Here is a 24794-nt window from a genome sequence, read left to right on the forward strand (position 1 = left end):
CGGGCCGCCTGCACGTGGCTTGAACGATCGTCAACTCCCTTGCCATGTCTTGACGTTGACTGACACTCAGGTCTACAACTGCCCCTGGCTTCCCCCAGGATCCGTGGCGCCGGATCCCCGTCACGCGGCTTCGCCCGCGTTCCCGGAACCCGCACACCCCCACGGTCTCCCGACGGCCCGCACGGGCACTTCCCCCATGGTCCGTGCGGTCCGTCCGCCCCGCCCGGTCGCGGCAGGCGGCCCTCCCCACGGGTCCTCGGCCGTCGGCCGGCCGGTCGCCGTTGCCGGTCCGTCGCGTACGGAGAAGGCGTCACGGACCGGCAAGGGCGGACGCACTCCCGCGTCCTCCCACGCCACTTCCCAACCCCCCCCCATCCCGGAGAAGCCGGCTGCGCGTCGCAGAGGAGCCGGCCCCCACATCTCGGAAGGAAGACCCCCGCATGCGCACTCGTACGCTCGTCACCCTCGTCGGAGCCGTCGCCGCCCTCTCGATCCCCGCGGCCGTCCCCGCCTCGGCGGCCGACACCCCCGTCCTGACCACCGGCTCGGCCGGCGGCACCGCCGTCGCCGTCGGCGACGTCCTCACCGCACCGCTGGCCGCCGGCACCAACGCCACCCTCTACTCCAGCTCGACCGGCACGAGCGGCGTGACCTGCTCCTCCTCGACGTTCACCGCGAGCGTCACCGACAACCCCGCCGCGCCGGGCACGGCCACCGAGTCGGTCAGCGGGCAGAGCTTCGACAGCAGCAGCTGCACCAGCAACGTGCTGGGCGTCACGGGCGTCACCAGCATCACCGTCGACAACCTGCCGTACACCACCACGGTGTCCTCCGACGGCACCCTGACGGTGACTCCCGCGAGCGGCTCCGCCATCCAGACGACGGTCAAGCTCAAGACGCTGCTGGGCAGCATCACCTGCGTCTACCAGGCCGCGAGCCTGACGGGCACGGCGAGCAACGACGACAGCAGCATCGCCTTCACCAACCAGCAGTTCACCAGGACGTCCGGCTCGTCGCTCTGCTTCAGCAGCGGCTTCTTCACCGCCAAGTACGCCCCGGTGACCGACAACGGCGCCTCGGTCTACGTCAACTGACCCTCCAGCACGACGAGTTCAGCGTCGACGCAGACGCAGCGCCAGGGCGGCGCCGCCGGTGAGCACCAGCACCGCAGCGGCGCCGCCCGCCAGCATGGGCGCGGACGGCCCGGACCGTGCCGTGGAGGTCGAGGCCACCGGAGTGCTGTCCGGGGCGCCGGTGCTCTCCCGCGGGGCCGCCGGCCCGGTGGTGCGCGACGGGGCCGGGGAGGTGGCGGACGTGGCCGCCGGGCTGCCGCCCGGCGCCTTCTTGCCGGTGCCCGAACCGCCGCCCGCCGCGTGCGTCGCGCTCGGGGCGGCCGTCGTGCCGCCGCTCCCGGACGCGGCCCGGAACACCACGTCCGAGCAGGAGTAGTACGTGTCGGTCGTGCTGCTGTTCTGCCAGATGGTGAAGAGGACGTGGTGCCCGGTCCGGTCCGAGGGCAGCCTGGCGGGGATGCGGTACGCGCCGTTCGTCAGGGCCGGGTCCTTCACCGCCGCGAAGGGCTGTGCCGGCAGCGCGGACCAGGTCAGCGGCTTGGTCGGGTCGTACCCCTGCTTGGTGAGGAAGAGCTTGAACGTGCCGGTGTGCGCAATCGTCGAGGTGTACTTCATCGTCAGCGTCGCGCCCGGCGTCAGCGTCGTCGACGGCCAGTCGGAGCGGGCCAGGTCGAGTCCCCGGTAGGCGGGCAGGCCCCCGCTGCACAGCTTTCCGTCGGGGATGACCCGGCGGTCCTGGCCGTTGACGTCCGGCACCCGCAGGTTGTCCCACAGGGTGAAAGGGCCGCCGTTCGCGGCGACGGCGGCCCTGCAGGCGGCGGACCGCGCGGCGGAGCCGCCGTCGGGGGAGCAGGCGTAGACCCGGCTGACCGGGTCCGTGGGCGCGCCGTGCGCCCGCGCCGGACCCGCGGCCCACAGCGGCAGCAGGAACGGGGTCACCAGGGCGGCCGTCAGGGCGGCGCGGTGTGCGGTCATCCGGGACATCCGGAACGTCTCCTCGGCCGACGCGGAACAGGGGTGCTCCCGGGGAGTACGGGGCGCGCACCCGGCGCGTTCACCAGGCGGGCCCACCTGCGCCGTACGCCTCGGGAGAGCGCCCATGCCTCATTGCAAACCAACCGGTCGCCTCATACTCTGGCGTCGCCGGCATGGATCCGTCCGCCTGCTCTGTTGTCGTTCTCGGGGGTCGAGGGAGGAGCATGCCTCAACCGCCCCTGACGGCCACCGACCCCCGCCGGCCCGTCCGATCCGCCGCAGCCGCGCCGTTGTTCCGCGCCGGCGGGCCGCGCTCCCTCCAGTTACACGTGTCCCCGGAGCCTCTCGCGCATCAGCCCCGGGAGCGGCCAGGAATAGATACCGGCCATCCTGTTTTCTTCGCATGCTCAAGGGGTCACGTTCCCTGCCTGTCTCCGTCGTGGCCGGCCCGCCGGTCCGCCCCGGCCCGACCCGCCCGCCGGGATGCGTCGCCCCCCTTTCGTGCCGCCACTCGCCGACGGGACGAGCTGGTCGGACCTGTGCGCGAGGAGGCGGTGGAGAGGGGCGGTGCGAGCCGTGAAATCCGGTGCGCCCGGGGTGGGCCGGGGCTCTTCGGGGGCGCTGTGGACCGGCGCAAACGGGTGAGATATCGTGCACGGGGAGTAACAAAAAACAGCATGCCCCGTTCTTTCCAGTCCCAGGAGTGTTCAGTCGATGGCGAGGCAGTTACGAGCCGAGCAGACCCGCGCGACGATCATCACGGCCGCAGCAGACCTGTTCGACCGTCACGGCTACGAGTCGACCAGCCTCAGCGACATCGTCGAGCACGCCCAAGTCACCAAGGGTGCCCTGTACTTCCACTTCGCGGCCAAGGAGGACCTGGCCCACGCGATCATGGAGTTGCAGTCAAAGGCCCTGCGTGAGGTGGAGGGGGATCTGGACGCCCAGGGCTACTCCTCGCTCGAGACCCTGATGCGCATCACCTTCGGCATCGCCCGCCTCGCCGTCGAGGGCCCGATACCGCGCGCCGGACTCCGGCTCACCACCGGGGGAGTCGAGGTGCGGCCGCCGCTCAAGCATCCGTTCACCGAATTCCGGGACGTGGCCGGCCGCAAACTCCTCGGCGCAGCCAAGGAGTCCGACCTCCACACGGACGTCGACGTCGACGCCGTCGCCCACTCCCTCGTCAGCTTCTACGTCGGCACCCGGGTCGTGGGCGGCTCGCTCGAACCCGTCGCCCGCCAGCCCCGCAGGCTGGCCGAGATGTGGTACGTCGTGATCCGCGGCCTGGTCCCGGTGACCCGCCGGGCCCGCTACCTGAACCTCGCCGCGCGGCTGGAGCGGGAGATCAGGGTCGGCTGACACGGGTGACCGCAGCGCCTCCCCGTGCCGGGCCGGTCCGGCACGCAGGACCCAGCGCCGCGGCGCAAGGGCGCAGCGCGGAAGCTGCGTCGTCCGCCCGCCGGGCAGGCGGGACGTTCGCGACAGCCCCTAGGGTGAGGCACATGTCCGACATCCCGCCCCCGCCCGTGATCCTCGGCGACGAGCCCGGTTCGTTCCCGCACGGCGTGCTCGCCGAGCGGCATCCCGCGATCATCCGGCAGGTGCGGGAGGCCTTCCCGTACGGCCCCGCACAGCAGCGCGCGCTCGACGCGCTCCTCGCGAGTTGCACCAAGGGCGTCGTCGAACCGCTGCCCGCCGGTGCGCACGACGGGGAGCGCTGGCAGGAGTGGGGCGCGGCGCGGTACGTCGGCCGTTCCTGGTTCGACCTGCCCTGGCTCTGGTCGGAGAGCTACTTCTACCGTCAACTCCTCCAGGCGGTGGGCTACTTCGGGACGGGGCCCTGGCAGGGCATCGATCCGTTCCGCCCGTTCAAGCTGGCCGAGCTGGACTCGCCGGAGACGGACGCGGAGCTGGCCGCCCTGGACGCGCTGTCCGCGGGCGACCAGGACCGGGCGCTGCTGCACGGCTCGCTCTGGGGCAACCGCGCCGACCTCGGCTTCCGCCTTTCCGCCGGAGACACCGGCGGCGCGGACGCCGCCCGGGGCCTGGTCGCGGACGACAGCGCGGACCTGTGGGCGCTGCTGCCGCCGTCCGCGGCGGGCACCCTGTGCCTGATCGCGGACAACGCGGGCCGTGAGCTCATCCCCGACCTGCTGCTCATCGCGCATCTGCTGGAGGGCGGGCGCATCGCGCGCGCCGTGCTGCACATCAAGCCGTATCCCTACTACGTCTCCGACGCGACGACGGCCGACGTGCTCGACGCGCTGCGCAAGCTGGCCGGTGCGCAGGGCGCCGCGGCCGAGTACGGCCGCATCCTGTGGGCGGCGATGACCGACGGCCGCCTCGTCCTGCGGGCCCACCCCTTCTCCGGCGGCCCGCTGCCGTACGCGGACCTGCCCGGCGACCTCCGTGCGGAGTTCGCCGCGGCCACCGTCACGATCGTGAAGGGCGATCTCAACTACCGGCGCCTGGTGGGCGATCGGCGGTGGCCGCCGACCACGCCGTTCCAGGAGGTCACCGCCCACTTCCCCGGCCCGGTCGCCGCGCTGCGCACTCTGAAGTCGGACGTGATCACCGGCCTGGACCCCGCAACGGAGGCCGCGCTGGTGGCGGCGGAAGGGCAGCGGTGGCGCACCGGCGGCACGCACGCGCTCGTCCAGGTCCGCGCCTGAGGCTCGCCTCCGCAGCCACCGGATGCTCAAGCGACCTGTGCCGGAAGCGACTTGATGCCGTTGATGAAGTTGGACGTCAGCCGTCTCGGCGGACCCGCCGGGCGCAGCACCGGCAGCGCGCGCAGCGCCTCCTCGTAGAGCACCCGCAGCTGCAGGCGGGCGAAGTGCGCGCCCAGGCACACGTGCGGGCCGTCGCCGAAGGAGACGTGCGGGTTCGGGGCGCGGGAGAGGTCGAGGCGGTCCGGTGCGGCGAAGGCGCGTGCGTCGCGGTTGGCGGCGGCGTGGAAGACGACCACCTTGTCACCGGCGCCGATGCGGTGGCCGGCCAGCTCCGTGTCCCGGACGGCCGTGCGGCGGAAGGTGAGCACGGGCGGATGCCAGCGCAGCAACTCGTCGACGGCCGCGGGGAGTTGCGCCTTGCCCGCGCGCAACAGCGCGCAGGACTCCGGGTGCTCGGCCAGGGCGAGCAGCCCGCCGGGACCGGCGCTGCGGACGGTGTCGTTGCCCGCGACGGTGAGCAGGAAGAAGAACATCTCCAGTTCGGCGTCGGCGAGTTCGGGCTCGTGCGCGAGAGTCGTCAGTACGTCGTCGGCGGGGTGGCGGCGTTTGTGCGCGGCGAGCTGCTGGGCGTAGTCGAACATGTCCCGGAGCATCGCGGGGGAGCGGGGGTTGACCGGCTTGCCGGCCGCGTCGAGCACGGGCGCCTCGGCCTCGTCCGGGTCCTGGTAGCCGATGACGCGCTGCGTCCAGTGCAGCAGCAGCCCGCGGTCGCTGTCCGGCACGCCGAGCAGGTCGGCGAGGTTGAGCAGGGCGTAGTCGTCGGTCACGGCGCCCACGAGGTCGACGGTGCCGTCCCTCCCGCGGGCGTCCCGCACCGCCCGCGCGAACAGCGACCCGGCCCGCTCCCGCGCGACGGCCGCGAACCGGTCGATGCGCCCCGGGGTGAAGGCCCGGCTGACCAGCCGCCTCAGTCTCCCGTGCTCCGGCGGGTCCTGATTGAGCATCATGCGCCGGATGAAGGGCAGGTCGGCCGGGTCCGGGTCGCGGATCTGGGTCGCGCCGAGACACGAGGAGTACGTCGCCGCGTCCTTCAGGACACGGACGACGTCCGCGTGCCGGGTCACCGCCCAGAAGCCCGGCCCGGCCGGCCAGCCCAGCACCTCGTACTCGTCCTGCCAGGCCACGGGGTGGTGCTCGCGCAGGACGCGGTAGGCGGCATGCGGCACCCCGGCGGCGTACTGCCGCGGGTCGAAGACGTCCGGGACCGGTGGTGCCTCGCGCACGTTCATGCGACCACCGTGGCGTGGCGGACACGGCGGCGGCAAGACAGCGCGCGGCGGGCATGCCCGCCGCGGTGGCGGTGTTGACCCCTGTGTCGGCGTCGCCGGACGACGGGTTCTGGGGGAACAAACGACATGTTGCGCATCGGAGTGGCACCGCACCGTCTGTGGCCCGCACGGGAGACCGAGATCGACGGGGTCCTGGAGACCGCGCGCAGGGCCGAGGAGCTGGGCTTCGACCACGTCTTCGCGAGCGGCCACGCGGTCGCGGGCGATCTGGGGGTGACCCCCGACCCGCTGGTCACGCTGTCCGCCGTGGCCGGTGCGACCGGGCGCATCGGGCTGGTGACCAGCGTGCTCGTGCTGCCGCTCCACAACCCGGTCGTCCTCGCCCACCAGACCGCCACCCTCGACCGTCTCTCCGGCGGCCGTTTCACCCTGGGCGTCGGCACCGGCTGGGACACGCGGGAGTACGCGGCCGTCGGCGTGCCCTTCGCAGAGCGGGGCCGGCGGGCGGACGAACAGCTGGCCGCCGTACGGCAGTTGTGGCGGGGCGAGGGTGCGGCGCGGCTGGGAGTGCTGCCGCGCACCGAGGGCGGACCGGCCGTATGGGTCGGCGGGCAGAGCGACGCGGCGCTGCGCAGGGCCCTGCGGTACGCGGACGCCTGGCACGGCTCGGGGGTCGACGCCGCCGGGCTCCGGGCGGTGCGGGAGCGGCTCGCCGCCCTCGGCGAGCGGGCCGGACGCGACCCGCGGACCCTGCAACTGACGGCCGGGCTCTTCCTCGTGCCACCGGGTTTCGCACCGGCCGTACGGCTGCCGGGGCGCCCGCTGGGAGGGGTGGAGGCGAGCGCCGGGAGCGTACGGGAGGAGCTGGCCGCCCTGGCCGACGCCGGGCTCTCCTCCTGCTCCCTGTGGCTGCCGGTCGCCTCGGACGCGCTGCCGGACGCGCTCGCGTGGACGGCCGCGGAAGCCCTTTCGTTTTTCTCCAAAGATTGACGGTTGCACCGATCGTGCTGTAGTGATCATGACAAATCTTTGGTAGTCATGCCCGCATGGGCTTACGTCGATCAGAGCCGGGCTTCGGAGGACCGGCGGTCGTTCTGGCCGCCCTGACCCTGCTCCTGGCGGCCTGCGGTGACGGCAAGGACCACGCGGCGTCCACCGGTGCCCCCGGCACGCGGCTGAGAGTCGCCGCGCTGCCGCTGACCGACTCGGCGGCGCTCTACCTCGCCCGGGACCGCGGGCTGTTCAGGAAGGAGGGCCTGGACGTCAGCATCCAGCCGGTCCAGCAGAGCATCCAGGCACTGCCCGCGCTGGCCAACGGTCAGGTCGACGTGATCGCCAGCGCGAACTACGTGACCTTCCTCCAGGCCGACGAGAAGGGCACCCTCGACGTCCGCATCCTCGCCGAGGGCGTACGGGTGGCGCCGCACATGATGGACGTGCTGGTGCCGAAGGACTCCGCCGTCAAGAGCGTCGCCGACCTCGCGGGCAAGAAGGTCGCCGTCAACATCCTCAACAACGTCCAGTCGCTGACCCTGAACGCGATCCTCGACGCCAAGGGCGTCGGCCGGCCCGTCTACCGGCAGATCGCCTTCCCGCAGATGGGCCCGGCCCTGGAGCGCCACCAGGTCGACGCCGTGCACGCGGTGGAGCCCTTCGACAGCGCGATCCAGGGCGACCTGAAGGCGACGGTGCTGCTCGACGGCGGCTCCGCGCCCGTCCGGTCGCTGCCCATCAGCGGATACGTCACCACGAAGAAGTTCGCCGCCGGGCACGCCAAGGAGGCGGCGGCCTTCCGGCGCGCCATCGAGGCCGCGTCGAGGATCGCGACCCGGGACCCGGACGCCGTACGCGAGGAACTGCCCAAGTACACCAAGGTGACCGCCGATCAGGCACGGAAGATCCGGCTGCCGGTGTACCCGGCCAGCACCGACGCGGCGCAGCTGCGGCGGCTGACCGGACTCATGAAGGAACAGGGGCTGCTGACGAAGAACCTCGACCCGGCGACGCTGCTCGTCCGATGAAGCGGCTGAACGTCAGGTGAGGCGGCTCGGGCGACGTCAGGAACTGCTGCTGGGGCTGCTCGGCGTGCTGCTGGCCTTCGGCGCCTGCGAGGCGGTCGGCCGCGCGGGCCTCGTGCGCCGCAGCTATCTGCCGCCCGCCTCCGAAGTCCTGGCCCGAGCCGTGGAGCTGGGGGGAGACAGCGCCTTCCTGGACGGCGTCGGCGCCACCTTGAAGGCGTGGGCGCTGGGTCTCGGGCTCTCCGTCGCGATCGCCGTCCCGCTCGGCCTGCTGCTGGGCAGCGTGCCGCTGGTCGACTCCGCCGTACGTGTGCTCGTGGAGTTCCTGCGGCCGCTGCCCTCGGTCGCGCTCATCCCGCTGGTCTCCCTGCTGCTCGGCACGGGCACCGCGACCGAGGTCGCCCTGATCACGTACGCGTGCGTCTGGCCCGTCCTGTTCAACACCGTCTACGGCCTCGGCGAGACCGACCCGCTCGCCAAGGACACCCTGCGCGCCTTCGGCTTCGGCCGGCTCTCGGTGCTGCTGCGGGTCGAACTGCCGGGCACGGCACCTTTCATCGCCGCCGGCATCCGCATCTCGGCGGCCGTCGCGCTCATCCTCGCCGTCGCCACCGAACTGCTCTCCGGCTTCGGCCGGGGCCTCGGCATCTTCATCGCCCAGGCGGGCCTGGCCACCGACGGCACCCGCGACGTGCTGGCCGGAGTGGTCTGGGCGGGCGCCCTCGGCCTCGTCATCAACGCGGTCCTGGTGTGGGGCGAGCGCCGGCTGTTCCCCTGGACGCCGGAGCGGCGTGCGGACGCCCGCGGGGTGCGGCCGTGAAGAGGGCCGCCGCACCGGTGCGCGGGGCCGCGCGGGGCGCGCCGTCGGCCCGGCGCGCCGGCGGTCACGTCCTGCTGCGTGTCGTGGTGCTCGTCGTGGCGGTCGCGCTCTGGCAGGGAGCCGCGCAGGCGCACGCCAGCGTCTACTTCCCGCCCCCGGGCCGCATCGCCGCCCGGGCACACGCGCTGTGGTTCTCGGGCCCCGTCGGCCGGGGGTTCCTCACCGACGCCGCCGTGGCCGACATCCTGCCCAGCCTCGGAAGGATGGCGGCCGGATTCTCGATCGCCGCCGTCACCGGGATCGCGCTGGGCCTCGCGGTCGGGCGGTCGCGGCGGGCGTACGCGCTGTGCAATCCCGTGCTGCAGTTCGCGCGGGCCGTGCCGCCGCCCGCGCTGGTGCCCGTCTTCGTCGTCGTCCTCGCCCTCGGAACGCCGATGCAGATCGTGGCGATCGCCTTCAGCGCCGTCTGGCCGGTCCTGATCAACACGGCGGAAGGGGCGCGCAACACCGATCCGCTCCGGCTCGACGTCGCCGCCGTGCTGCGCCTGAACCCGGTCGAACGGCTGCGCTTCCTGCTGCTGCCCTCCGCGCTGCCCCGCATCTTCGCGGGCCTGCGCCTGAGCCTCTCCCTCTCCCTCATCCTCATGGTCTTCTCCGAACTGCTGCCGGGCGCCGCCGACGGCATCGGCTTCACCCTCACCGACGCCCAGTCCCGCTCCGACCTGCTCACCGTCTGGGCGGCGCTGCTGCTGCTCGGCGTCCTCGGCTACGTCCTGAACACCGCGCTGCTCGCGGTGGAGAGGCGGCTCGTCGGCCGGGGAAGGACCACGCCATGAAGCTCCGCCTCGACGCCCTCGGCCAGCGCTACGGCGACCAGGCCGTTCTGCACGACATCACCCTCACCGTCCCCGAAGGCCAACTCCTGTGCGTCGTGGGCCCGTCGGGCTGCGGCAAGTCCACCCTGCTGCGCACCGTCGCGGGCCTGCAGCCCGCGTACACGGGCTCCGTCACCTTCGACGGCACCCCCGTCACCGGCGTACCCGACCACCTGGCCGTCGTCTTCCAGGACTACGGCCGCTCCCTCTACCCCTGGCTCACCGTCCGCGACAACGTCGCCCTGCCGCTGCGCCGCCGCGGCCTGCGCCGGGCCGAGCGGCGCGCGGAGGCCGAACGCATCCTGGAACGCGTCGGCCTGGAGGCGGCCGGCCGCCGCCACCCCTGGCAGCTCTCCGGCGGCATGCAGCAACGCGTCGCCATCGCCCGCGCCCTGGTCTGCCGCCCCGCGCTGCTGCTCATGGACGAACCCTTCGGCTCGCTGGACGCCCAGACCCGCGAGGACCTGGAGGACCTGCTCCTGGAGGTGCACCGCACCGACGGCGCGACCATCCTCCTCGTCACCCACGACATCGACGAGAGCGTCTACGTCGGCGACCGCGTCGTCGTCCTGTCCCCGGGGCCCGCCTCCCGCGTCGTCCTCGACCTGCCGGTCGAACTCCCCGGCAGGCGCGAGCAGATCGGCACCCGGGGGCTGCCCCGGTTCGTCGCGCTGCGCTCGGAGGTGGGGCGGGCGGTGCGGGGGAGCTGAGACGGCCGGCGGACCCGCCACCGCTTCGGCGCGCCCTGCCCGGAATCCCGCCCGGCTCCCGCCCGATTCACGCGATGGTGTGATCATGTCCGGGCCGGCGGATGGCGCCGAGAAGCCCCGGGTAGGGCCCGGCCATGACGCACCAGCCCTTCGAACTCCCGCACTTCTACATGGCGCACCCCGCCCGGCTGAACCCGCACGTCGACGAGGCACGCGCCCATTCGACCGAGTGGGCACGCGAGACGGGCATGCTGGAGGGGTCCGGGATCTGGGAGCAGGCCGACCTCGACGCCCACGACTACGGACTGCTCTGCGCCTACACCCACCCCGAGTGCGACGGCCCGGCCCTGTCGCTGATCACCGACTGGTACGTGTGGGTCTTCTTCTTCGACGACCACTTCCTGGAGATCTTCAAGCGCACCCAGGACCGCGCGGGCGGCAAGGCCCATCTGGACCGGCTCCCGCTGTTCATGCCGATGGACCTCGCCACCCCGATGCCCGAGCCGCGCAACCCGGTCGAGGCCGGCCTCGCCGACCTGTGGACGCGCACCGTGCCGGCCATGTCCGCCGACTGGCGCCGCCGCTTCGCCGTCGCCACCGAGCACCTCCTGAACGAGTCCCTGTGGGAGCTGTCCAACATCAACGAGGGACGTGTCGCCAACCCCGTCGAGTACATCGAGATGCGCCGCAAGGTGGGCGGCGCCCCCTGGTCCGCGGGACTCGTGGAGTACGCGACGGCGGAGGTCCCCGCCGCGGCGGCCACCGCGCGCCCCCTGAGGGTGCTGATGGAGACGTTCGCCGACGCCGTCCACCTGCGCAACGACCTGTTCTCCTACCAGCGCGAGGTCGAGGACGAGGGCGAGAACAGCAACGGCGTGCTCGTCCTGGAGACCTTCTTCGGCTGCACCACCCAGCAGGCCGCCGACACCGTCAACGACATCCTCACCTCCCGCCTCCACCAGTTCGAGCACACCGCGCTGACCGAAGTGCCCGCGCTGGCGGTGGACCTGGGCCTCACCGCGCCCGAGGTGGCGGCGGTCGCCGCGTACACGCGGGGCCTGCAGGACTGGCAGTCCGGCGGCCACGAATGGCACATGCGCTCCAGCCGCTACATGAACGCCCGCGCACGGTCCGGGAATCCGTGGCACGGCGCGACCGGCGCGGGCGCCGCCGCCGACGTCGGCGCCCTGCTCGCCGCGGCCGGCGCCGAGCGCCTGCGCGCCTACACGCACGTGCCGTACCAGAAGGTCGGACCGTCCGTGCTGCCCGCCTTCCACATGCCCTTCCCGGTCGAGGTGAGCCCGCACCTGGAGGCGGCCCGCCCCCGGCTCACCGCCTGGATGCACGCCATGGGCATGCTCCAGGAGGGCGTCTGGGACGAGGACCGGCTCGCCGCCTACGACCTGCCGCTGTGCTCCGCGGGCATCGACCCGGACGCGACGCCGGAGGCCCTCGACCTGAGCTCCCGCTGGCTGGCCTGGGGGACGTACGCCGACGACTACTACCCGCTCGTGTACGGCCACCGCCGCGACCTGGCCGCCGCCCGGCTGACCACCCGCCGGCTCTCGGAGTGCATGCCCCTCGACGGTGAGCCGCCCGCCACCCCGCTCAATGCGATGGAGCGCGGCCTGAGCGACCTGTGGAGGCGGACCACGCCGGGGATGTCCGCCGAGGACCGGCGCTCCCTCAGGGACTCGGTGAACGCGATGACCGAGAGCTGGGTCTGGGAGCTGTCCAACCAGATGCAGGGCCGCATCCCCGACCCGGTCGACTACCTGGAGATGCGCCGCGCCACCTTCGGCTCCGACCTCACCCTGAGCCTGTGCCGCAGGGGCCGGGGCCCCGCCGTCCCGCCGGAGGTCTACCGCAGCGGCCCCGTCCGCTCCCTGGAGAACGCCGCCGTCGACTACGCCTGCCTGCTCAACGACGTCTTCTCCTACCAGAAGGAGATCGAGTACGAGGGCGAGATCCACAACGCGATCCTCGTGGTGCAGAACTTCTTCGGCGTCGACTACCCGACCGCGCTCGGAGTCGTCCACGACCTGATGACCCGGCGCATGGAGCAGTTCGAGCACGTCGTCGCCCACGAACTGCCCGTCGTGTACGACGACTTCGCTCTCTCGCCGCAGGCACGCGAGGCGATGGAGGGCTATGTGGGAGACCTGCAGAACTGGCTCGCGGGCATCCTGAACTGGCATCGGAAGGTGGACCGTTACCAGTCCGGCTACCTGGCCCGGCGCGCCCACGGCTTCCTCCCGGACCGGCCGCCCGCCGTGCCCGTCCTCTGACGGAGTCAGTCTCACTCTTTCGTGACTCGTCGCGCGCCGGGGCCCACGGGTAGAGCTTCAGCAGGAGGCGATCCATGGAACAGACTGCGTTGCGGCCCAAGCCGATGCCCGGCCAGGACCCCGGCCGCGGCACCCGGCCCGCCGCGCCCGTTCGGCACCCGCACGCCGCGCGGAAGCGGGCCCGGCGGCTGCGGACCCTGGTGTCCGGGCTGCTCGTCGCGGCGGTCCTGGTGCTGTCCGGGGTCGGCATCGGGACGCTCGGCGCGACGGTGATGGGGATGAGCAAGCTCGCCGATCTGCGGCACCGGGCCCCGCAGCGGCCGCCCGCCGCGCACCGCCCCGGTTCCGCGCCCCCGGCCGCACCCGCCCCCGCCGCCTCGTCCGCGCCCCCGGCGCCCGCCACCGCGACCCTCGGCCTGGAGGCGGTCGACGCCGACCGGACGGGAGCCCTGATCGTCGGCGTCCACGTCCCCGGTCCGGGCTACACGGCGGGACTGGTCCGCGGCGACGTGCTCCTCGCGTTCGGCGGGACCCGTGTCGCCTCGGCCGCGGACCTCGCCCGCGCGGTGGCGCACGCCCGCCCCGGCTCCGGGGTCGTCCTGACGATCCGGCACCGCGGCGGCGCCTACCAGCAGCTGACGGCCGTTCCCGGATTCGTCGTGTGACCACCGGAAAAGCACTGGCCCCGCCCGGCCGCACCGGCCACGACGACCCTCATGCCGCGCACCCTCCTCGCCTTCCTCGGCGCCTGCACCCTCGTCGCCGCCGCGCCGGGCCCCAGCACGGTGCTCATCATCAAGCAGTCGCTGCGCGGCAGACGCGACGGCTTCCTGACCGTGCTGGGCAACGAGACGGGCATCTTCCTCTGGGGAATCGTCGCCGCCTTCGGCCTGACCGGGCTGCTCGCCGCCTCCGAGGCGGCCTACGACGTGCTGCGCGTCGCGGGCGCGGCCGTCCTGGTCGGCTTCGGGGTGCGGGCGCTGCGGCAGGCGCGGCGCGCGAAGGGCGCGCCCGCGGACGACGCCTGGGAGGGCGCCGGCACGAGCGGCGGGGCGGCCTACCGGGCGGGGCTGCTGATGAACCTCGCCAACCCCAAGGCGGCGGTCTTCGCCGTGTCCTTCCTGCCGCAGTTCGTGCCCGCGGCCGCACCTGCCCGCGACGGCCGGGCTCGCCGCCCTCTGGGCGGTCCACGAGGTCGGCCACCACGGTCTGTACGTCTGGTTCGTGGGCCGGATGCGGGCCGTCCTGTCACGCGCCGGGGTGCGCCGGCGCCTGGAGCAGATCTCCGGCGGGGTGCTGCTGCTCCTCGGCGTCCGGCTCGCCCTGGAGAGCTGACGCCGTGGACGCCACGGGGCGCGAAAGACCCGCAGACCGGTCGCGCGGCCCCCGCTGTCCGGGCAGGATGCTGCCCGTAGTCCCATGTGGTCCCTTCAACCGTCCAGGGAGGCCCGGATGACCGGCAGCACGCGCCCGCCCTTCACCGCCGACGACTACCGGGCCCGTATGGACCGCGCCGCGCGGGCCGCCGCCGACGCCGGTCTCGACGGGCTCCTGGTGGCGCCCGGACCGGACCTGGTGTGGCTGACCGGCTACGCCCCCACCGCGATCACCGAACGGCTCACCCTGCTCGTCATCGCCCAGGGCCGGGCCCCCGTCCTGGTCGTCCCCACGCTGGAGGCGCCGGACGCCGCCCGGGCGCCCGGCGCGCCCGCCCTGAACCTGCGCGACTGGACCGACGGCAAGGACCCCTACGCCGCGACCGCCGCGCTCCTGTCCGGCAGCGGCCGCTTCGGCGTCAGCGACAACACCTGGGCGATGCACCTGCTGGGCCTGCAGCGGACGCTGCCCGGCACCACCTACGACGCCCTCACCGAGGCGCTGCCGATGCTGCGCGCCGTCAAGGACGCGGCGGAGCTGGAGCTGATGGCGGCCGCCGGCGCGGCGGCGGACGCGGCCTTCGAGGAGATCCGGAAGGTCCCCTTCGGCGGCCGTGCGGAGTCCGCCGTCGGCGCGGACCTCGCCGACCTGCTGCGGACGTACGGCCACTCGCAGGTCGACTTCACCATCGTCGCCTCCGGCCCGAACGGCGCCGATCCGCACCACGAGGTCGGCGACCGCGTCATCGAGGACGGCGACATGGTCGTCCTGGACTTCGGCGGCCTCAAGGACGGCTACGGCTCCGACACCTCCCGCACGGTCCACGTCGGCGAGCCCACCGACGAGGAGCGCCGGGTGCACGACCTGGTGCGCGAGGCCCAGGAGGCGGGGTTCCGGGCGGTGCGGCCGGGCGCCGCCTGCCAGGACGTCGACCGGGCCGCCCGCGAGGTGATCGCCGGCGCCGGGTACGGCGAGTACTTCATCCACCGCACCGGCCACGGCATCGGCGTCACCACGCACGAGCCGCCGTACATGATCGAGGGGGAGCGGCAGCCCCTGGTGCCCGGAATGTGCTTCTCCGTGGAACCCGGCATCTATCTGCCCGGCCGGTTCGGTGTGCGCATCGAGGACATCGTCACCGTCACCGAGGACGGCGGGCGGCGGCTGAACGACACGACCCGCGAGATGGTCATAGTGGACTGAGCGACCAGCAGGAGCCCCAGCAGACCCCCGAGCGACAACGGCGCGGACCATGACCCAGGCACCGACACCCACCGCGGACACCGTCCGCCGGCTGGTCAGTTCCCTGCTCAAGGACGGCGCCGCCGGCGCCGGACCGGAGGTGCGGCCGGTCGCCGAGGGGGCCGGGCACGGCACCTGGTGGGTCGGCGCCCGGCATGTGCTGCGCCTCGCGCCCGACCGCGAGGCCGCCGTCCGCCAGCGCCGCGAACTGCGCCTGCGCGACCTGCTGCGCCCGCACCTGCCGGTCGCCGTGCCCACCAGCGTGGCGCACGGCGAGTGGGCGGCCGGGCTGACCTACACGCTGGACACGAAGGTGCCCGGCGGCTCGGGCGAGGAGCACGACGTGTCCGCCGTCGGCGAGGCCGACCTCGCGGGGCTGCTCGGCGGGCTGCGCGAGGTGCCCGCCCGGCAGGCCGAGACGCTCGGCGTCCCGCGCCTCGCGCCGCGCTCCCTGGAGGCCCTGCGCCGGGCCGCCGAGCGCGCCGCCGAGCGGCTCTCCGCGGCCGACGAGTTCGATCCGGCACGTCTGCAGCAGTTCACCGGCCCGGCCGCCGTGCAGCTCGCCGCGCAGCCCGGCACCGCGGTGCTCGTCCATCACGACCTCACGGGCGAGCACCTGGTGGTCAGCCCCGACGGCCGGGTGCGCGGCGTCCTCGACTGGTCCGACGCGGCCGTCGGCGACCCCGCCGAGGACATCGCCGGACTGGCCGCCGCCGTCGGCTCGCCGGCCGCCGTTCGCGCCGCGACCCTCGCCGGTTACGGAGCCCGCCCCTGCCTGCGCGGCCTCTGGCTGGCCCGCTGCGACGCGGTGGTCCGCCTCGCCGCAGCCCTCCAGGGCGGCGACCCGGCCGTCCTGCCGCTGCTGCGGCTCCGGCTCCGCCGGGCCTGGGAGGCGATCCTGCTGGAGCGGGTGACGGAGTTCCGGGACGGCGAGGGGGACGTCCGGTAGGGCGGGCCAGGGCCTGTGGCGGCCCCGGCGCCGCTCAGCCCTGCAGCAGCACCACGGCCGACTCCCCGGGCACGTGCAGCACCCCGTCCGGGCCCGGCGCCCCGACGGGCTCCCACGCGGCGAGCACGCGCGCGTGGCGCGGGCCCAGGGGGATCTGCGCCGGTTCCTTGGCGAGGTTCACGGCCACGCGGACGTCCCCGCGGCGGAAGGCGAGCCAGCGCTGCCGCTCGTCGTGGGCCACCTTGATGTCGGCGAGGTCGGGATCGGTGAGGTCGGCCTGCTCGTGCCGGAGGGCGATGAGCCGCCGGTACCAGTCCAGCACGCGCGCGTGGGGCTCCTGGGCGGGCTCCGCCCAGTCGAGGCAGGAGCGGTCGCGGGTCGCTGGGTCCTGCGGGTCCGGTACGTCCTCCTCCGCCCAGCCGTGGGAGGCGAACTCCCGCCGTCTGCCGCGCCGTACGGCCTCGGCGAGCTCGGGATCGGTGTGGTCGGTGAAGAACTGCCAGGGGGTGCCGGCCGCCCACTCCTCGCCCATGAACAGCATCGGCGTGAAGGGCGCGGTCAGCACCAGCGTGGCCGCGCAGGCCAGCAGGCCGGGGGAGAGCGAGGCGGACAGGCGGTCGCCCAGCGCGCGGTTGCCGACCTGGTCGTGCGTCTGGCCGTAGCCGAGGAGCCGGTGCGCGGCCACGCGCGTACGGTCCAGGGGGCGTCCGTGGCGCCGGCCGCGGAAGCTGGAGTACGTGCCGTCGTGGAAGTAGCCGCCGGTGAGCGTCTTGGCGAGCGCCGCCATGGGAGCGCGCGCGAAGTCGCCGTAGTAGCCCTGGGACTCGCCGGTCAGCGCGGTGTGCAGGGCGTGGTGGAAGTCGTCGTTCCACTGCGCGTGCAGACCGAGGCCGCCCGCCTCGCGCGCGGTGATCAGCCGCGGGTCGTTCAGGTCGGACTCGGCGATCAGGAACAGCGGGCGGCCCAGTTCGGCGGCGAGCGCGTCCACGGCCGTCGACAGCTCCTCCAGGAAGTGGCACGCGCGCGTGTCCGCCAGCGCGTGCACGGCGTCCAGGCGCAGCCCGTCGATCCGGTAGTCGCGCAGCCACGACAGGGCGCTCTCGCGCAGGTAGTCGCGCACCTCGTCCGACCCCGGCGCGTCGAGGTTCACGGCGGAACCCCACGGCGTGTGGTGGGTGTCGGTGAAGTACGGCCCGAACCGGGGGAGGTGGTTGCCGGAGGGCCCGAGGTGGTTGTGCACGACGTCCAGGACCACGCCCAGGCCGAGTTCGTGCGCCCGGTCGACGAACCGTTTCAGCGCCTCGGGGCCGCCGTACGGCTCGTGCACCGCCCACAGCGAGACGCCCTCGTAGCCCCAGCCGTGCCGGCCCGGGAAGGGGCACAGCGGCATCAACTCGACGTGCGTGACGCCGAGTTCGACGAGATGGCCGAGCCGCTCGGCGGCCGCGTCCAGGGTGCCCTCGCGGGTGTACGTGCCGACGTGGAGCTCGTAGAGGACCGCGCCCGGCAGCGGGCGCCCGGCCCATTCGGCGCGCCAGACGTGGCGCTGGTGGTCGACGACGGCGCTCAGGCCGTCGGGGCCGTCCGGCTGCCGGCGCGACCGCGGGTCGGGCAGCACGGGACCGTCGTCCAGCGCGTAGCCGTACCGCGAGCCGTCGCGTGCCTCGGCCTCCGTCCGCCACCACCCCTCCCGTCCGGGATCGCGCTCCAGCGCGCGCGTGTCGTCGTCGCACCGGAGCGTGACGCGCTCGGCCTGTGGTGCCCACACCTCGAACTGCACGGACGGTTCCCCTTCGTCTGCTCACCGTGACGTAGCCCGTCCATGGTGCTCCAAACGAGATCAATCCGCTTTTGCATCCGGAGTTTTGCGGTGGGTGTCGTCAGGCACGCGGGCGTGCCCGGCGTTTTCCCGTTTCCTGGACACCCGGAGTTCACTGACCGACAATCACGAACGTGACGTCGTCCTTCGAGTTCCACACGTACCCCGCGCGGCTGTCCGACGCGGAGCGCGACAAGGCGCTGAAGGTGCTGCGCGAAGGCGTCGCCATGGGGCGGCTGTCGCACGACACGTTCATCCGCCGCATGGAGCTGGCGCTCGCCGCGCGCCGCTTCGACGAACTCGCCGTGCTCACCGCCGACCTCCCCCGGGAGAACCGTCTCGCGCGCCTGGTGTTCGGCGGCGTGGAGGCGGTCTCCGGCTTCACCGTACGGCTGCGCAGGGCGTGGCAGGCCGAGCGCCTGCCCAAGCTGCTGCTGCCGCACCCGGGCAACGGCCACCCGCTGCGCATCGGTCGCGATCCGGCCAACGGACTGCGCCTCACGCATGAAACGGTGTCCCGTGTGCACGCCGAACTGCGCCGCCAGGGCGGCATGTGGGTGCTGCGCGACCTCGGCTCGACCAACGGCACGACGGTGAACGGGCGACGGGTCATCGGTGCCGCGGTGGTGCGTGAAGGTGATCAGGTCGGCTTCGGACGGATGTCGTTCCGGCTCGCCTGCGACTGAATGCGACCGAGTGCCCGGAAGAGCTTTGGCCTGAGCATGACATCACGTTGACGTGCTGCGATGGGCCAAGGCGGTTTCCGTTCCGTGGTGTTGACGTACCCCCCAAGTCGTGACTGACTGTGCGTACGCCATGCACATCAGGTGAAACGACGGCGCCACATTGTGGAGGTGTGCCCTGCCGCCCCTCCTCCGCTACCCGACCGCCGACGAACTCGGCGCGCGGGCGGCAGCCCTCGTCGCACGTCGTCCCGCGGACGCCCGTCTGCGCCGCGTCGGCACCTCCCGTGCGGGCAACCCGATGTGGCTGCTTTCCGTCGGTCACGGCAGCCGTCAGGCCCTCGTCGTCGCCGGCCCGCACGCCAACGAACCCGTCGGCGGCGGCACCGTGCTGCGGCTGGCCGAACGCGCCCTGGCCGACCCGCGGTTCACCGAGGGCTGCGACGCCACCTGGAACCTGCTGCTCTCCCTGGACCCCGACGGCCTGCGCCGCAACGAGGGCTGGCTGCAGGGCCCCTACAGCCTCGGCCGGTACTTCCGGAACTTCTTCAGGCCCGGCTTCCTCGAACAGCCCGAGTGGCTGCCCGACGGCGCGGCCGGCGCCGCCCTGCCCGAGACCCGCACCCTGCTCGACCTCCACGAGGAACTGCGGCCCTTCCTCCAGTGCTCCCTGCACGGCGTCGACGTCGGCGGCGGCTTCGTCGAGCTGACCCACGACCTGCCGGGCCTCGCGGGGCGCGTCGCCCGCGCCGCCGCCCGCCTCGGCATCCCGCGCGAACTCGGCCCCTACGACACGCTGTACTGGCCGAGCCTGGGCCCCGCCGTCTACCGCATCCCGCCGCCGCGCATCGGCGACCTCGCCGCGGCCATCACCGAGGCGGCCGTCGAGTCGACCTGGTTCCACCCCTACCGGCACGGCACGGTGACCGCGGTCGTCGAGGCGCCCATGTGGGGCGTGGCGGCCGTGGAGGACGGCTCACCGCCCCCGGACGGGGCCGCGGTGCTGCGCACCGTCAGCCACGCGCTGCGGCGCGACACACGGCTTCTGGAGGTGCTCCTGGCCCGGCTGCGGCCGCACCTGGCGCGGACGCCGGACGCGGCCGCCCTGCTCGCCCCGGTGGACGACTATTTACTGGTCTGCCCCGGCCTCGCCGACACGTGGGACCCCGACGTCGCCGCCGGCGCGCGCCCGCTGCCGCCGCTCAGCAGCGGCCACCTGGCCGCCCTGCGCATCGCCGGGCGGCGCCTGGCGCTGCGCACGGCGGGCCTGCTGCACCAGCTGGTGACGGCCGCCGGCCGCGACCCCGCCGGGGTGCTGGGCGACCTGGACCGGCTCATCGACGAGTGGTGCGCCGACTACCGCGACGCCATCGGCGCGCGCTGGATCCCGGTCGCGCGCCAGGTGGAGTACCAGTCGCGCGTGGTGCTCGCCGCGTTCGAACTCGCCGCGCGGTACGCGCCCGCGTGCTCCCGTTCGGGTGAGCCGGGCTGGGGTTCGCAGGCGACCGTGCCGATGCACCGGGAATGACGACCAGCACCACACTAGCGACCGGCACCACGGCGAAAGCGGTACGGGGCGGTCTGCTCGCGGCCGCGCTCCTGCTCGCGGGCGCGGCCCCGGCGCAGGCGGTCTCCCACCACCTGCCGCCGGACAACTGGCTCTACCTCACGGTGGCCAAGGGCGACGCCCGCGCCGCCGGCGACCGCGACACCCTGCTGCTGTGCGACCCGCCCGAGGGCCACGCGCGCGCGGCCGAGGCGTGCGGCGAGCTGGCGGCGGCCGGCGGCGACATCTCCCGCATCCCGGTGAAGGACGCGTACTGCCCCATGGTCTACGCGCCGGTGACCGTCCACGCACGCGGGCGGTGGAGCAACCGGAAGGTCGACTACACCCAGACGTTCTCCAGCGCCTGCTTCATGAGCGCGCGCACCGGATCCGTCTTCGCCCTCGACGGCTGACCCCGGTGGCGCGGCGGCCGTCGCGCGGGCCCGCGCGGTGTGCTCACGCCGCGCGGCCGCGCGCGTACCGCGCCGCCGTGACGACCGTACGGGCCTGGTGCTCCACCTGGTGCTCCAGCGGCACCCAGCGCGCCCGGAAGCGCTCCGCGAAGGCCGCGCTCCAGGTCGCCACGAGCCGTTCCAGACCCGGTGCCGCCCGGTCGCCGTTCTCCCGCAGGACCCGCAGCAGCATGGCCGCCGCGCGCAGCGGAAGCCGGCGGCCGAACGCGTCCACACTGCTGACGTACGCCATCGTGGTGCCGGCGGGCGGCGTGTGCGTCCAGTCCGCGGCCAGGCCCGGAACCAGGTCCAGCACCCACCGGGCGGCCCGCAGCAGCGGCCCGTCGGCGCCGTCCAGACGGGGCAGTGCCTCCGCGAGCACCCGGTCCACCTCGACGGCGTCCCGCAGCAGCCGGCGGGCCACCCGCCGTATCGCCGCGGCCGGCGCGGGATGCGGAGCCGGGTCGTCGACCAGGTCGCTCGCCCACATCGGCACCTCGACCACCGCCGTGAGACCGCCGTACCGGTGCGTGGCGTACCAGGTGCTGTGGCGCGCGTCGTCCGGCATGCTCGGGTACGCGGCGCCCGCACCGGGGGCGGGCATCACATGCACCCCCGGCCCGGACGCGGCCCAGCCCGCGGCGTCCGAGGCGCCCGTCTCCACCGGGATGTGCAGCTGCGCCGCGGACTTGGCGAACGGCTCGGCGAGGCCCGGTATGTCCTTGGTCAGCTGCACCCAGCTGCCGCCGAGATCGGTTCCGTGCAGGGTGACCTGCAGGTAGGGGCGCAGCTCGTCGATGACCCGGGTCAGCGCGCGCGTCTCGGGCGGCAGGCGGTGCGCCGGCAGCACCGACGGCGACCACTCGGGCTGCTCCTCGGCGGCCGGCCGGAAGAACCCGAGGTGGTAGTCGTAGAGGCTGCGCGGCGCCGGGGTGACGTGCAGGCTCGCTCCGTCGGGGTCCACGCAGAGCAGGAAGTGCCAGGACGTGTCTCGGCGCAACCCCTCCTCCGCCAGCACCCGTTCGGCGAGCGAGAGGACCGTGCAGGCGCCGGTCGGCTCATTGGCGTGGGCGCCGGAGACGACGAGCACGGCCCGCCGGGCGTGGCCCACGGACAGCAGGTGCAGGGGCCTGCCCGCTCGGGAGGCCCCCACCTCCCTCAGGGCGCACAGGCTGGGTCTGCGGACGGCCAACGACCTTGCGCACGCGACGAGTTGGGTCACGGTGGGGTAGCGCCGCTGAGGCAGGAGACTCACCCCCGTCACTTCCGCCCGGCTTCGCCTTCCGCAGTACCCCACGCTCTCCGCGACGTGTCAATGACACCGAGGGGGAGGCTCCAGGGGGCGCCCGGATGCATTCACCGCCGGTGGATCGCGCCACCTCCGGGCACCAGGAAGAACGCCGCGAGCCCGGGCGCGAACAGGGCGTCGCCGCCCGGCACGACGCGCCGGCCGTCCGGCCCGGGCCCCGGGAGCGTGCGCGGCCCTGAGCCGGTGGCCGCGGCGGCCCCGCGGCGCGCGGCGACGGCGCGGGGCGCCCCGCGACCACCCGTCACGCGCGTGCCGCCTGCCCGGGCCCGGGCGCCTGCTCCGCGTCCACCCGCTCCAGCAGCACCACCGGCAGCCGCCGGAAGAGCTCCTCCACGCGTGCGTGCCCGGTGAACTCCCGCCCGGGAGCGAGCACGTCGGACCAGCGCCCCGGCGGCAGCGGCAGCCGGGTGTCCTGCCAGCCGCCCGCCTCCGCCAGCCGCAGCGACAGCCGCGTCACGGCCGTGACGACCTCACCCGAGCGCGCGAACGCCACACAGTGGGCCGCCGCCGGGCCCTGAGCGGCGAGCGGCGTGTGGGTGGCCCCGTCCCCGAAGGCGGCGGGCCGCCGTGCGCGCAGCCGCAGCGCCGCCGAGGTCACCGCGTTCTTGTCGCCGGGGTCCGGGGGCGGGAAGCTCACGGGCCGCCGGTTGTCCGGGTCCACCAGTGCCAGGGACTCGCCCTCGGTGCCCTGGTAGACGTCCGGCACGCCCGGCATCGTCAGCTGGACCAGGGCGGTGCCCAGCACGTTCGCCCGGACGTGGGGCTCCAGCGCGCGCCGCAGGGCGATGACGGGCTCGCCCGCGGGCCCGCACGGCCCCGCCGCGACGAAGGCGGCCACCGCCTCCTCGTACGCGGGCTCCTGCTCCGTCCAGCTCGTCAGCAGCCCCGCCTCGCGCACATGCTTCAGCAGGGCCTGCTGCACCCGCTCCTCGGCCGCCGTCCCGAGCCCGAACACCGTCTGCCAGGCCGCCCACGCGAGCTGCGCGTCCGGCACGCCCCCGCCCGCGCGCGTCACCTCGGCCAGGACGTCCGCCCACCGCCGCGGGCACTCGGTGAGCACCGCCAGGGCCGCCCGCACGTCGGCGCTGCGCTTGGTGTCGTGGGTCGAGACGACCGTCCCCGTCACCGGCCAGTCGCGCTGCACGCGCGCGCAGTAGCCGTGGAAGTCCTCGGGCGAGACCGCCGGGCTCCCCGGATTCCCGCCCACCTCGTTCGCCGACAGCAGCGGCACGTAGCGGTAGAACGCGGTGTCCTCCACGGACTTGGCGCGCAGCGCCGACGCGGTCTGCGCGAACCGCGTCCGGAACTCCTCGTGGCCGGGACCGTCACCGGCCCGCCCCAGCACCAGGTCGCGCACCACGTCGACCGCGCCGCCCTCCTCCGGGACGACGAAGGCGAGCCGGGCCTCGGCGGCGGCCTCCTCGGTGACCACCGAGGCCGCGTCCCCGGAGGCGTAGGGCCGGTAGACCTCCATACGGACCAGCAGCTCCTGGAGCGCCGTGCGCAGCGCCCAGGGGGCGCGGTCGCGCAGCGCCGGGTCCGGGGAGGCGGCGCACAGCCCGCTGGCGACCCGGGTCAGCCGGCTGATCTCGGTGGCCAGCTCGTGCGTGATCACCTTGTACGCCGCCCGCCGTACCGTCGCCGCCCAGTCGCCGCCCCGGTCCGCCTGCGGGGCCGCGAACCGCCGGTACTGGCCGAGGAGTTCACCGAATCCCGCCGGGTCCGTGAAGAGGCCGTCGACGTGCCGCAGGGCGTCGTATCCGGTGGTGCCCGCGACGGGCCAGGAGGCCGGCAGGCGCTCCCCGTCCGCCAGGATCTTCTCCACCACCGTCCAGCGGCCACCGGTCGCCTCGTGCAGGCGCCGCAGATACGTGTCGGGGTCGGCGAGCCCGTCGGGGTGGTCGACGCGCAGCCCGTCGACCACGCCCTCCCGCAGCAGCTCGAGGATCTTCGCGTGCGTGGCGTCGAAGACCTCCGGGTCCTCGACCCGCACCCCGATGAGCTCCGAGATGCTGAAGAAGCGCCGGTAGTTGAGCTCGGTGCGGGCCAGCCGCCACCACACCGGCCGGTACCACTGCGCGTCCAGGAGCCGCGGCAGCGGCAGCTCCGCGGTGCCCTCGCGCAGCGGGAAGGCGTGGTCGTGGTAGCGCAGCACGTCGCCGTCGACCCGCAGCTCGCCGATCACCGAGCCGACCGGCTGCCCGAGCACCGGCAGCAGCATCTGGCCGCCCTGGGCCTCCCAGTCGATGTCGAACCAGCGCGCGTACGGCGACTTGGGCCCCTCCCGCAGCACCTCCCACAGGGCGTGGTTGTGCCGCGGCGCCATGGCCATGTGGTTGGGCACGATGTCGACCACCAGGCCCAGACCGTGCTCCCGCGCCGTGCGGGACAGCGCGCGCAGCCCCTCCTCGCCCCCCAGCTCCTCGCGCACGCGCGCGGGGTCGACCACGTCGTAGCCGTGCGTGGAACCGGGCACGGCCTCCAGCACGGGCGACAGGTGCAGGTGCGAGACGCCGAGCGAGGCCAGGTACGGCACGGCGGCCGCGGCGGCCGTGAACGGGAACGCGGGCTGCAGCTGCAGCCGGTAGGTGGCCGTGGGCGCCATCAGGTCGGGTCGCTCAGGTGTCATGCCAACCTACGTACCCGCCCTGCCGCCCTTCGTGTCATCGTCCCCCGCACGGGTGCACGCGCGCG

21 protein-coding genes and 1 pseudogene are annotated in these 24794 nt (G+C 74.2%); 16 read left to right on the top strand and 6 right to left on the bottom strand.

Features of this window, described 5'->3' with window-relative positions:
• The first annotated feature begins 440 nt into the window (after positions 1–440).
• On the top strand, positions 441–1094 hold the full coding sequence (locus tag ACIRPX_RS22205) for a Tat pathway signal sequence domain protein (RefSeq protein ID WP_404197168.1): 654 nt from the start codon (positions 441–443) through the stop codon (positions 1092–1094).
• A gap of 18 nt (positions 1095–1112) precedes the next feature.
• Here ACIRPX_RS22205 and ACIRPX_RS22210 read toward each other — a convergent pair whose 3' ends face one another.
• On the bottom strand, positions 1113–2057 hold the full coding sequence (locus ACIRPX_RS22210; RefSeq protein WP_404197171.1) for a lytic polysaccharide monooxygenase: 945 nt from the start codon (positions 2055–2057) through the stop codon (positions 1113–1115).
• Positions 2058–2762: 705 nt separating this feature from the next.
• Here ACIRPX_RS22210 and ACIRPX_RS22215 point away from each other — a divergent pair.
• Both ACIRPX_RS22215 and ACIRPX_RS22220 read left to right on the top strand, forming a co-directional pair.
• Entirely contained in the window at positions 2763–3410 is a 648-nt protein-coding gene (locus ACIRPX_RS22215; RefSeq protein ID WP_404197174.1) for a ScbR family autoregulator-binding transcription factor, read from the top strand.
• Between the two features lie 143 nt (positions 3411–3553).
• Positions 3554–4723 (top strand): damage-control phosphatase ARMT1 family protein, encoded by a 1170-nt coding sequence (locus tag ACIRPX_RS22220; RefSeq protein WP_404197177.1) that lies wholly within the window; start codon positions 3554–3556, stop codon positions 4721–4723.
• Positions 4724–4749: 26 nt separating this feature from the next.
• Here the strand turns inward: ACIRPX_RS22220 and ACIRPX_RS22225 are convergent, their stop codons facing one another.
• Positions 4750–6012: a cytochrome P450 gene (locus ACIRPX_RS22225; protein ID WP_404197180.1), complete on the bottom strand. Its 1263-nt coding sequence runs from the start codon at positions 6010–6012 to the stop codon at positions 4750–4752.
• A gap of 126 nt (positions 6013–6138) precedes the next feature.
• On the opposite strand from ACIRPX_RS22225, the gene ACIRPX_RS22230 reads away from it, so the two are divergent.
• From ACIRPX_RS22230 to ACIRPX_RS22275, 10 genes and pseudogenes are all read left to right on the top strand, one after another.
• On the top strand, positions 6139–7002 hold the full coding sequence (locus ACIRPX_RS22230) for a TIGR03619 family F420-dependent LLM class oxidoreductase (RefSeq protein WP_404197183.1): 864 nt from the start codon (positions 6139–6141) through the stop codon (positions 7000–7002).
• Between the two features lie 56 nt (positions 7003–7058).
• Positions 7059–8033 (top strand): ABC transporter substrate-binding protein, encoded by a 975-nt coding sequence (locus ACIRPX_RS22235; RefSeq protein WP_404197185.1) that lies wholly within the window; start codon positions 7059–7061, stop codon positions 8031–8033.
• Between the two features lie 16 nt (positions 8034–8049).
• A complete protein-coding gene (locus tag ACIRPX_RS22240; RefSeq protein ID WP_404197188.1) occupies positions 8050–8850 on the top strand; it encodes an ABC transporter permease in 801 nt (266 codons plus the stop codon).
• Positions 8847–9686: an ABC transporter permease gene (locus ACIRPX_RS22245; protein WP_404197191.1), complete on the top strand. Its 840-nt coding sequence runs from the start codon at positions 8847–8849 to the stop codon at positions 9684–9686. Before ACIRPX_RS22240 ends, ACIRPX_RS22245 begins: the two co-directional genes overlap by 4 nt.
• Positions 9683–10435, top strand: a complete 753-nt coding sequence (locus ACIRPX_RS22250; protein ID WP_404197194.1) for an ABC transporter ATP-binding protein — start codon at positions 9683–9685, stop codon at positions 10433–10435. The genes ACIRPX_RS22245 and ACIRPX_RS22250 overlap by 4 nt, the downstream gene beginning before the upstream one ends.
• Positions 10436–10569: 134 nt before the next feature.
• Positions 10570–12723: a germacradienol/geosmin synthase Cyc2 gene (gene cyc2, locus ACIRPX_RS22255; protein WP_404197196.1), complete on the top strand. Its 2154-nt coding sequence runs from the start codon at positions 10570–10572 to the stop codon at positions 12721–12723.
• 74 nt (positions 12724–12797) lie between these two features.
• On the top strand, positions 12798–13388 hold the full coding sequence (locus ACIRPX_RS22260; RefSeq protein ID WP_404197199.1) for a PDZ domain-containing protein: 591 nt from the start codon (positions 12798–12800) through the stop codon (positions 13386–13388).
• A gap of 51 nt (positions 13389–13439) precedes the next feature.
• Positions 13440–14058 (top strand): annotated as a pseudogene (locus ACIRPX_RS22265) (LysE family translocator).
• A 117-nt stretch (positions 14059–14175) separates the two neighbouring features.
• Positions 14176–15303: an aminopeptidase P family protein gene (locus ACIRPX_RS22270; RefSeq protein ID WP_404197201.1), complete on the top strand. Its 1128-nt coding sequence runs from the start codon at positions 14176–14178 to the stop codon at positions 15301–15303.
• A gap of 49 nt (positions 15304–15352) precedes the next feature.
• Positions 15353–16291 carry an aminoglycoside phosphotransferase family protein gene (locus tag ACIRPX_RS22275; protein ID WP_404197204.1) on the top strand — a complete coding sequence of 313 codons (939 nt, stop codon included), beginning with the start codon at positions 15353–15355 and terminating at the stop codon, positions 16289–16291.
• Between the two features lie 34 nt (positions 16292–16325).
• Here ACIRPX_RS22275 and treZ read toward each other — a convergent pair whose 3' ends face one another.
• Positions 16326–18071: a malto-oligosyltrehalose trehalohydrolase gene (gene treZ / locus ACIRPX_RS22280; protein ID WP_404197206.1), complete on the bottom strand. Its 1746-nt coding sequence runs from the start codon at positions 18069–18071 to the stop codon at positions 16326–16328.
• A gap of 173 nt (positions 18072–18244) precedes the next feature.
• On the opposite strand from treZ, the gene ACIRPX_RS22285 reads away from it, so the two are divergent.
• From ACIRPX_RS22285 to ACIRPX_RS22295, 3 genes are all read left to right on the top strand, one after another.
• The gene (locus tag ACIRPX_RS22285; protein ID WP_404197208.1) at positions 18245–18796 is read left to right on the top strand and encodes an FHA domain-containing protein; all 552 of its coding nucleotides are present in this window, start codon (positions 18245–18247) and stop codon (positions 18794–18796) included.
• A 160-nt stretch (positions 18797–18956) separates the two neighbouring features.
• A complete protein-coding gene (locus ACIRPX_RS22290) occupies positions 18957–20321 on the top strand; it encodes a M14 family zinc carboxypeptidase (protein WP_404197211.1) in 1365 nt (454 codons plus the stop codon).
• Positions 20318–20752, top strand: a complete 435-nt coding sequence (locus tag ACIRPX_RS22295; RefSeq protein ID WP_404197214.1) for an SSI family serine proteinase inhibitor — start codon at positions 20318–20320, stop codon at positions 20750–20752. The genes ACIRPX_RS22290 and ACIRPX_RS22295 overlap by 4 nt, the downstream gene beginning before the upstream one ends.
• A 43-nt stretch (positions 20753–20795) precedes the next feature.
• On the opposite strand, the gene ACIRPX_RS22300 is transcribed toward ACIRPX_RS22295, so the two are convergent.
• The 3 genes from ACIRPX_RS22300 to treY form a co-directional block, all read right to left on the bottom strand.
• Positions 20796–22046, bottom strand: coding sequence for a M14 family zinc carboxypeptidase (locus ACIRPX_RS22300; RefSeq protein WP_404197216.1), 1251 nt, complete (start codon positions 22044–22046; stop codon positions 20796–20798).
• Between the two features lie 101 nt (positions 22047–22147).
• Positions 22148–22345, bottom strand: coding sequence for a hypothetical protein (locus ACIRPX_RS22305; protein WP_404197219.1), 198 nt, complete (start codon positions 22343–22345; stop codon positions 22148–22150).
• Positions 22342–24729 (bottom strand): malto-oligosyltrehalose synthase, encoded by a 2388-nt coding sequence (gene treY, locus ACIRPX_RS22310; protein ID WP_404197222.1) that lies wholly within the window; start codon positions 24727–24729, stop codon positions 22342–22344. The genes ACIRPX_RS22305 and treY overlap by 4 nt, the downstream gene beginning before the upstream one ends.
• Positions 24730–24794: the final 65 nt, after the last annotated feature.

The sequence above is a fragment of the Streptomyces sp. NPDC101225 genome (genome assembly GCF_044767585.1).
Lineage (GTDB): Bacteria > Actinomycetota > Actinomycetes > Streptomycetales > Streptomycetaceae > Streptomyces.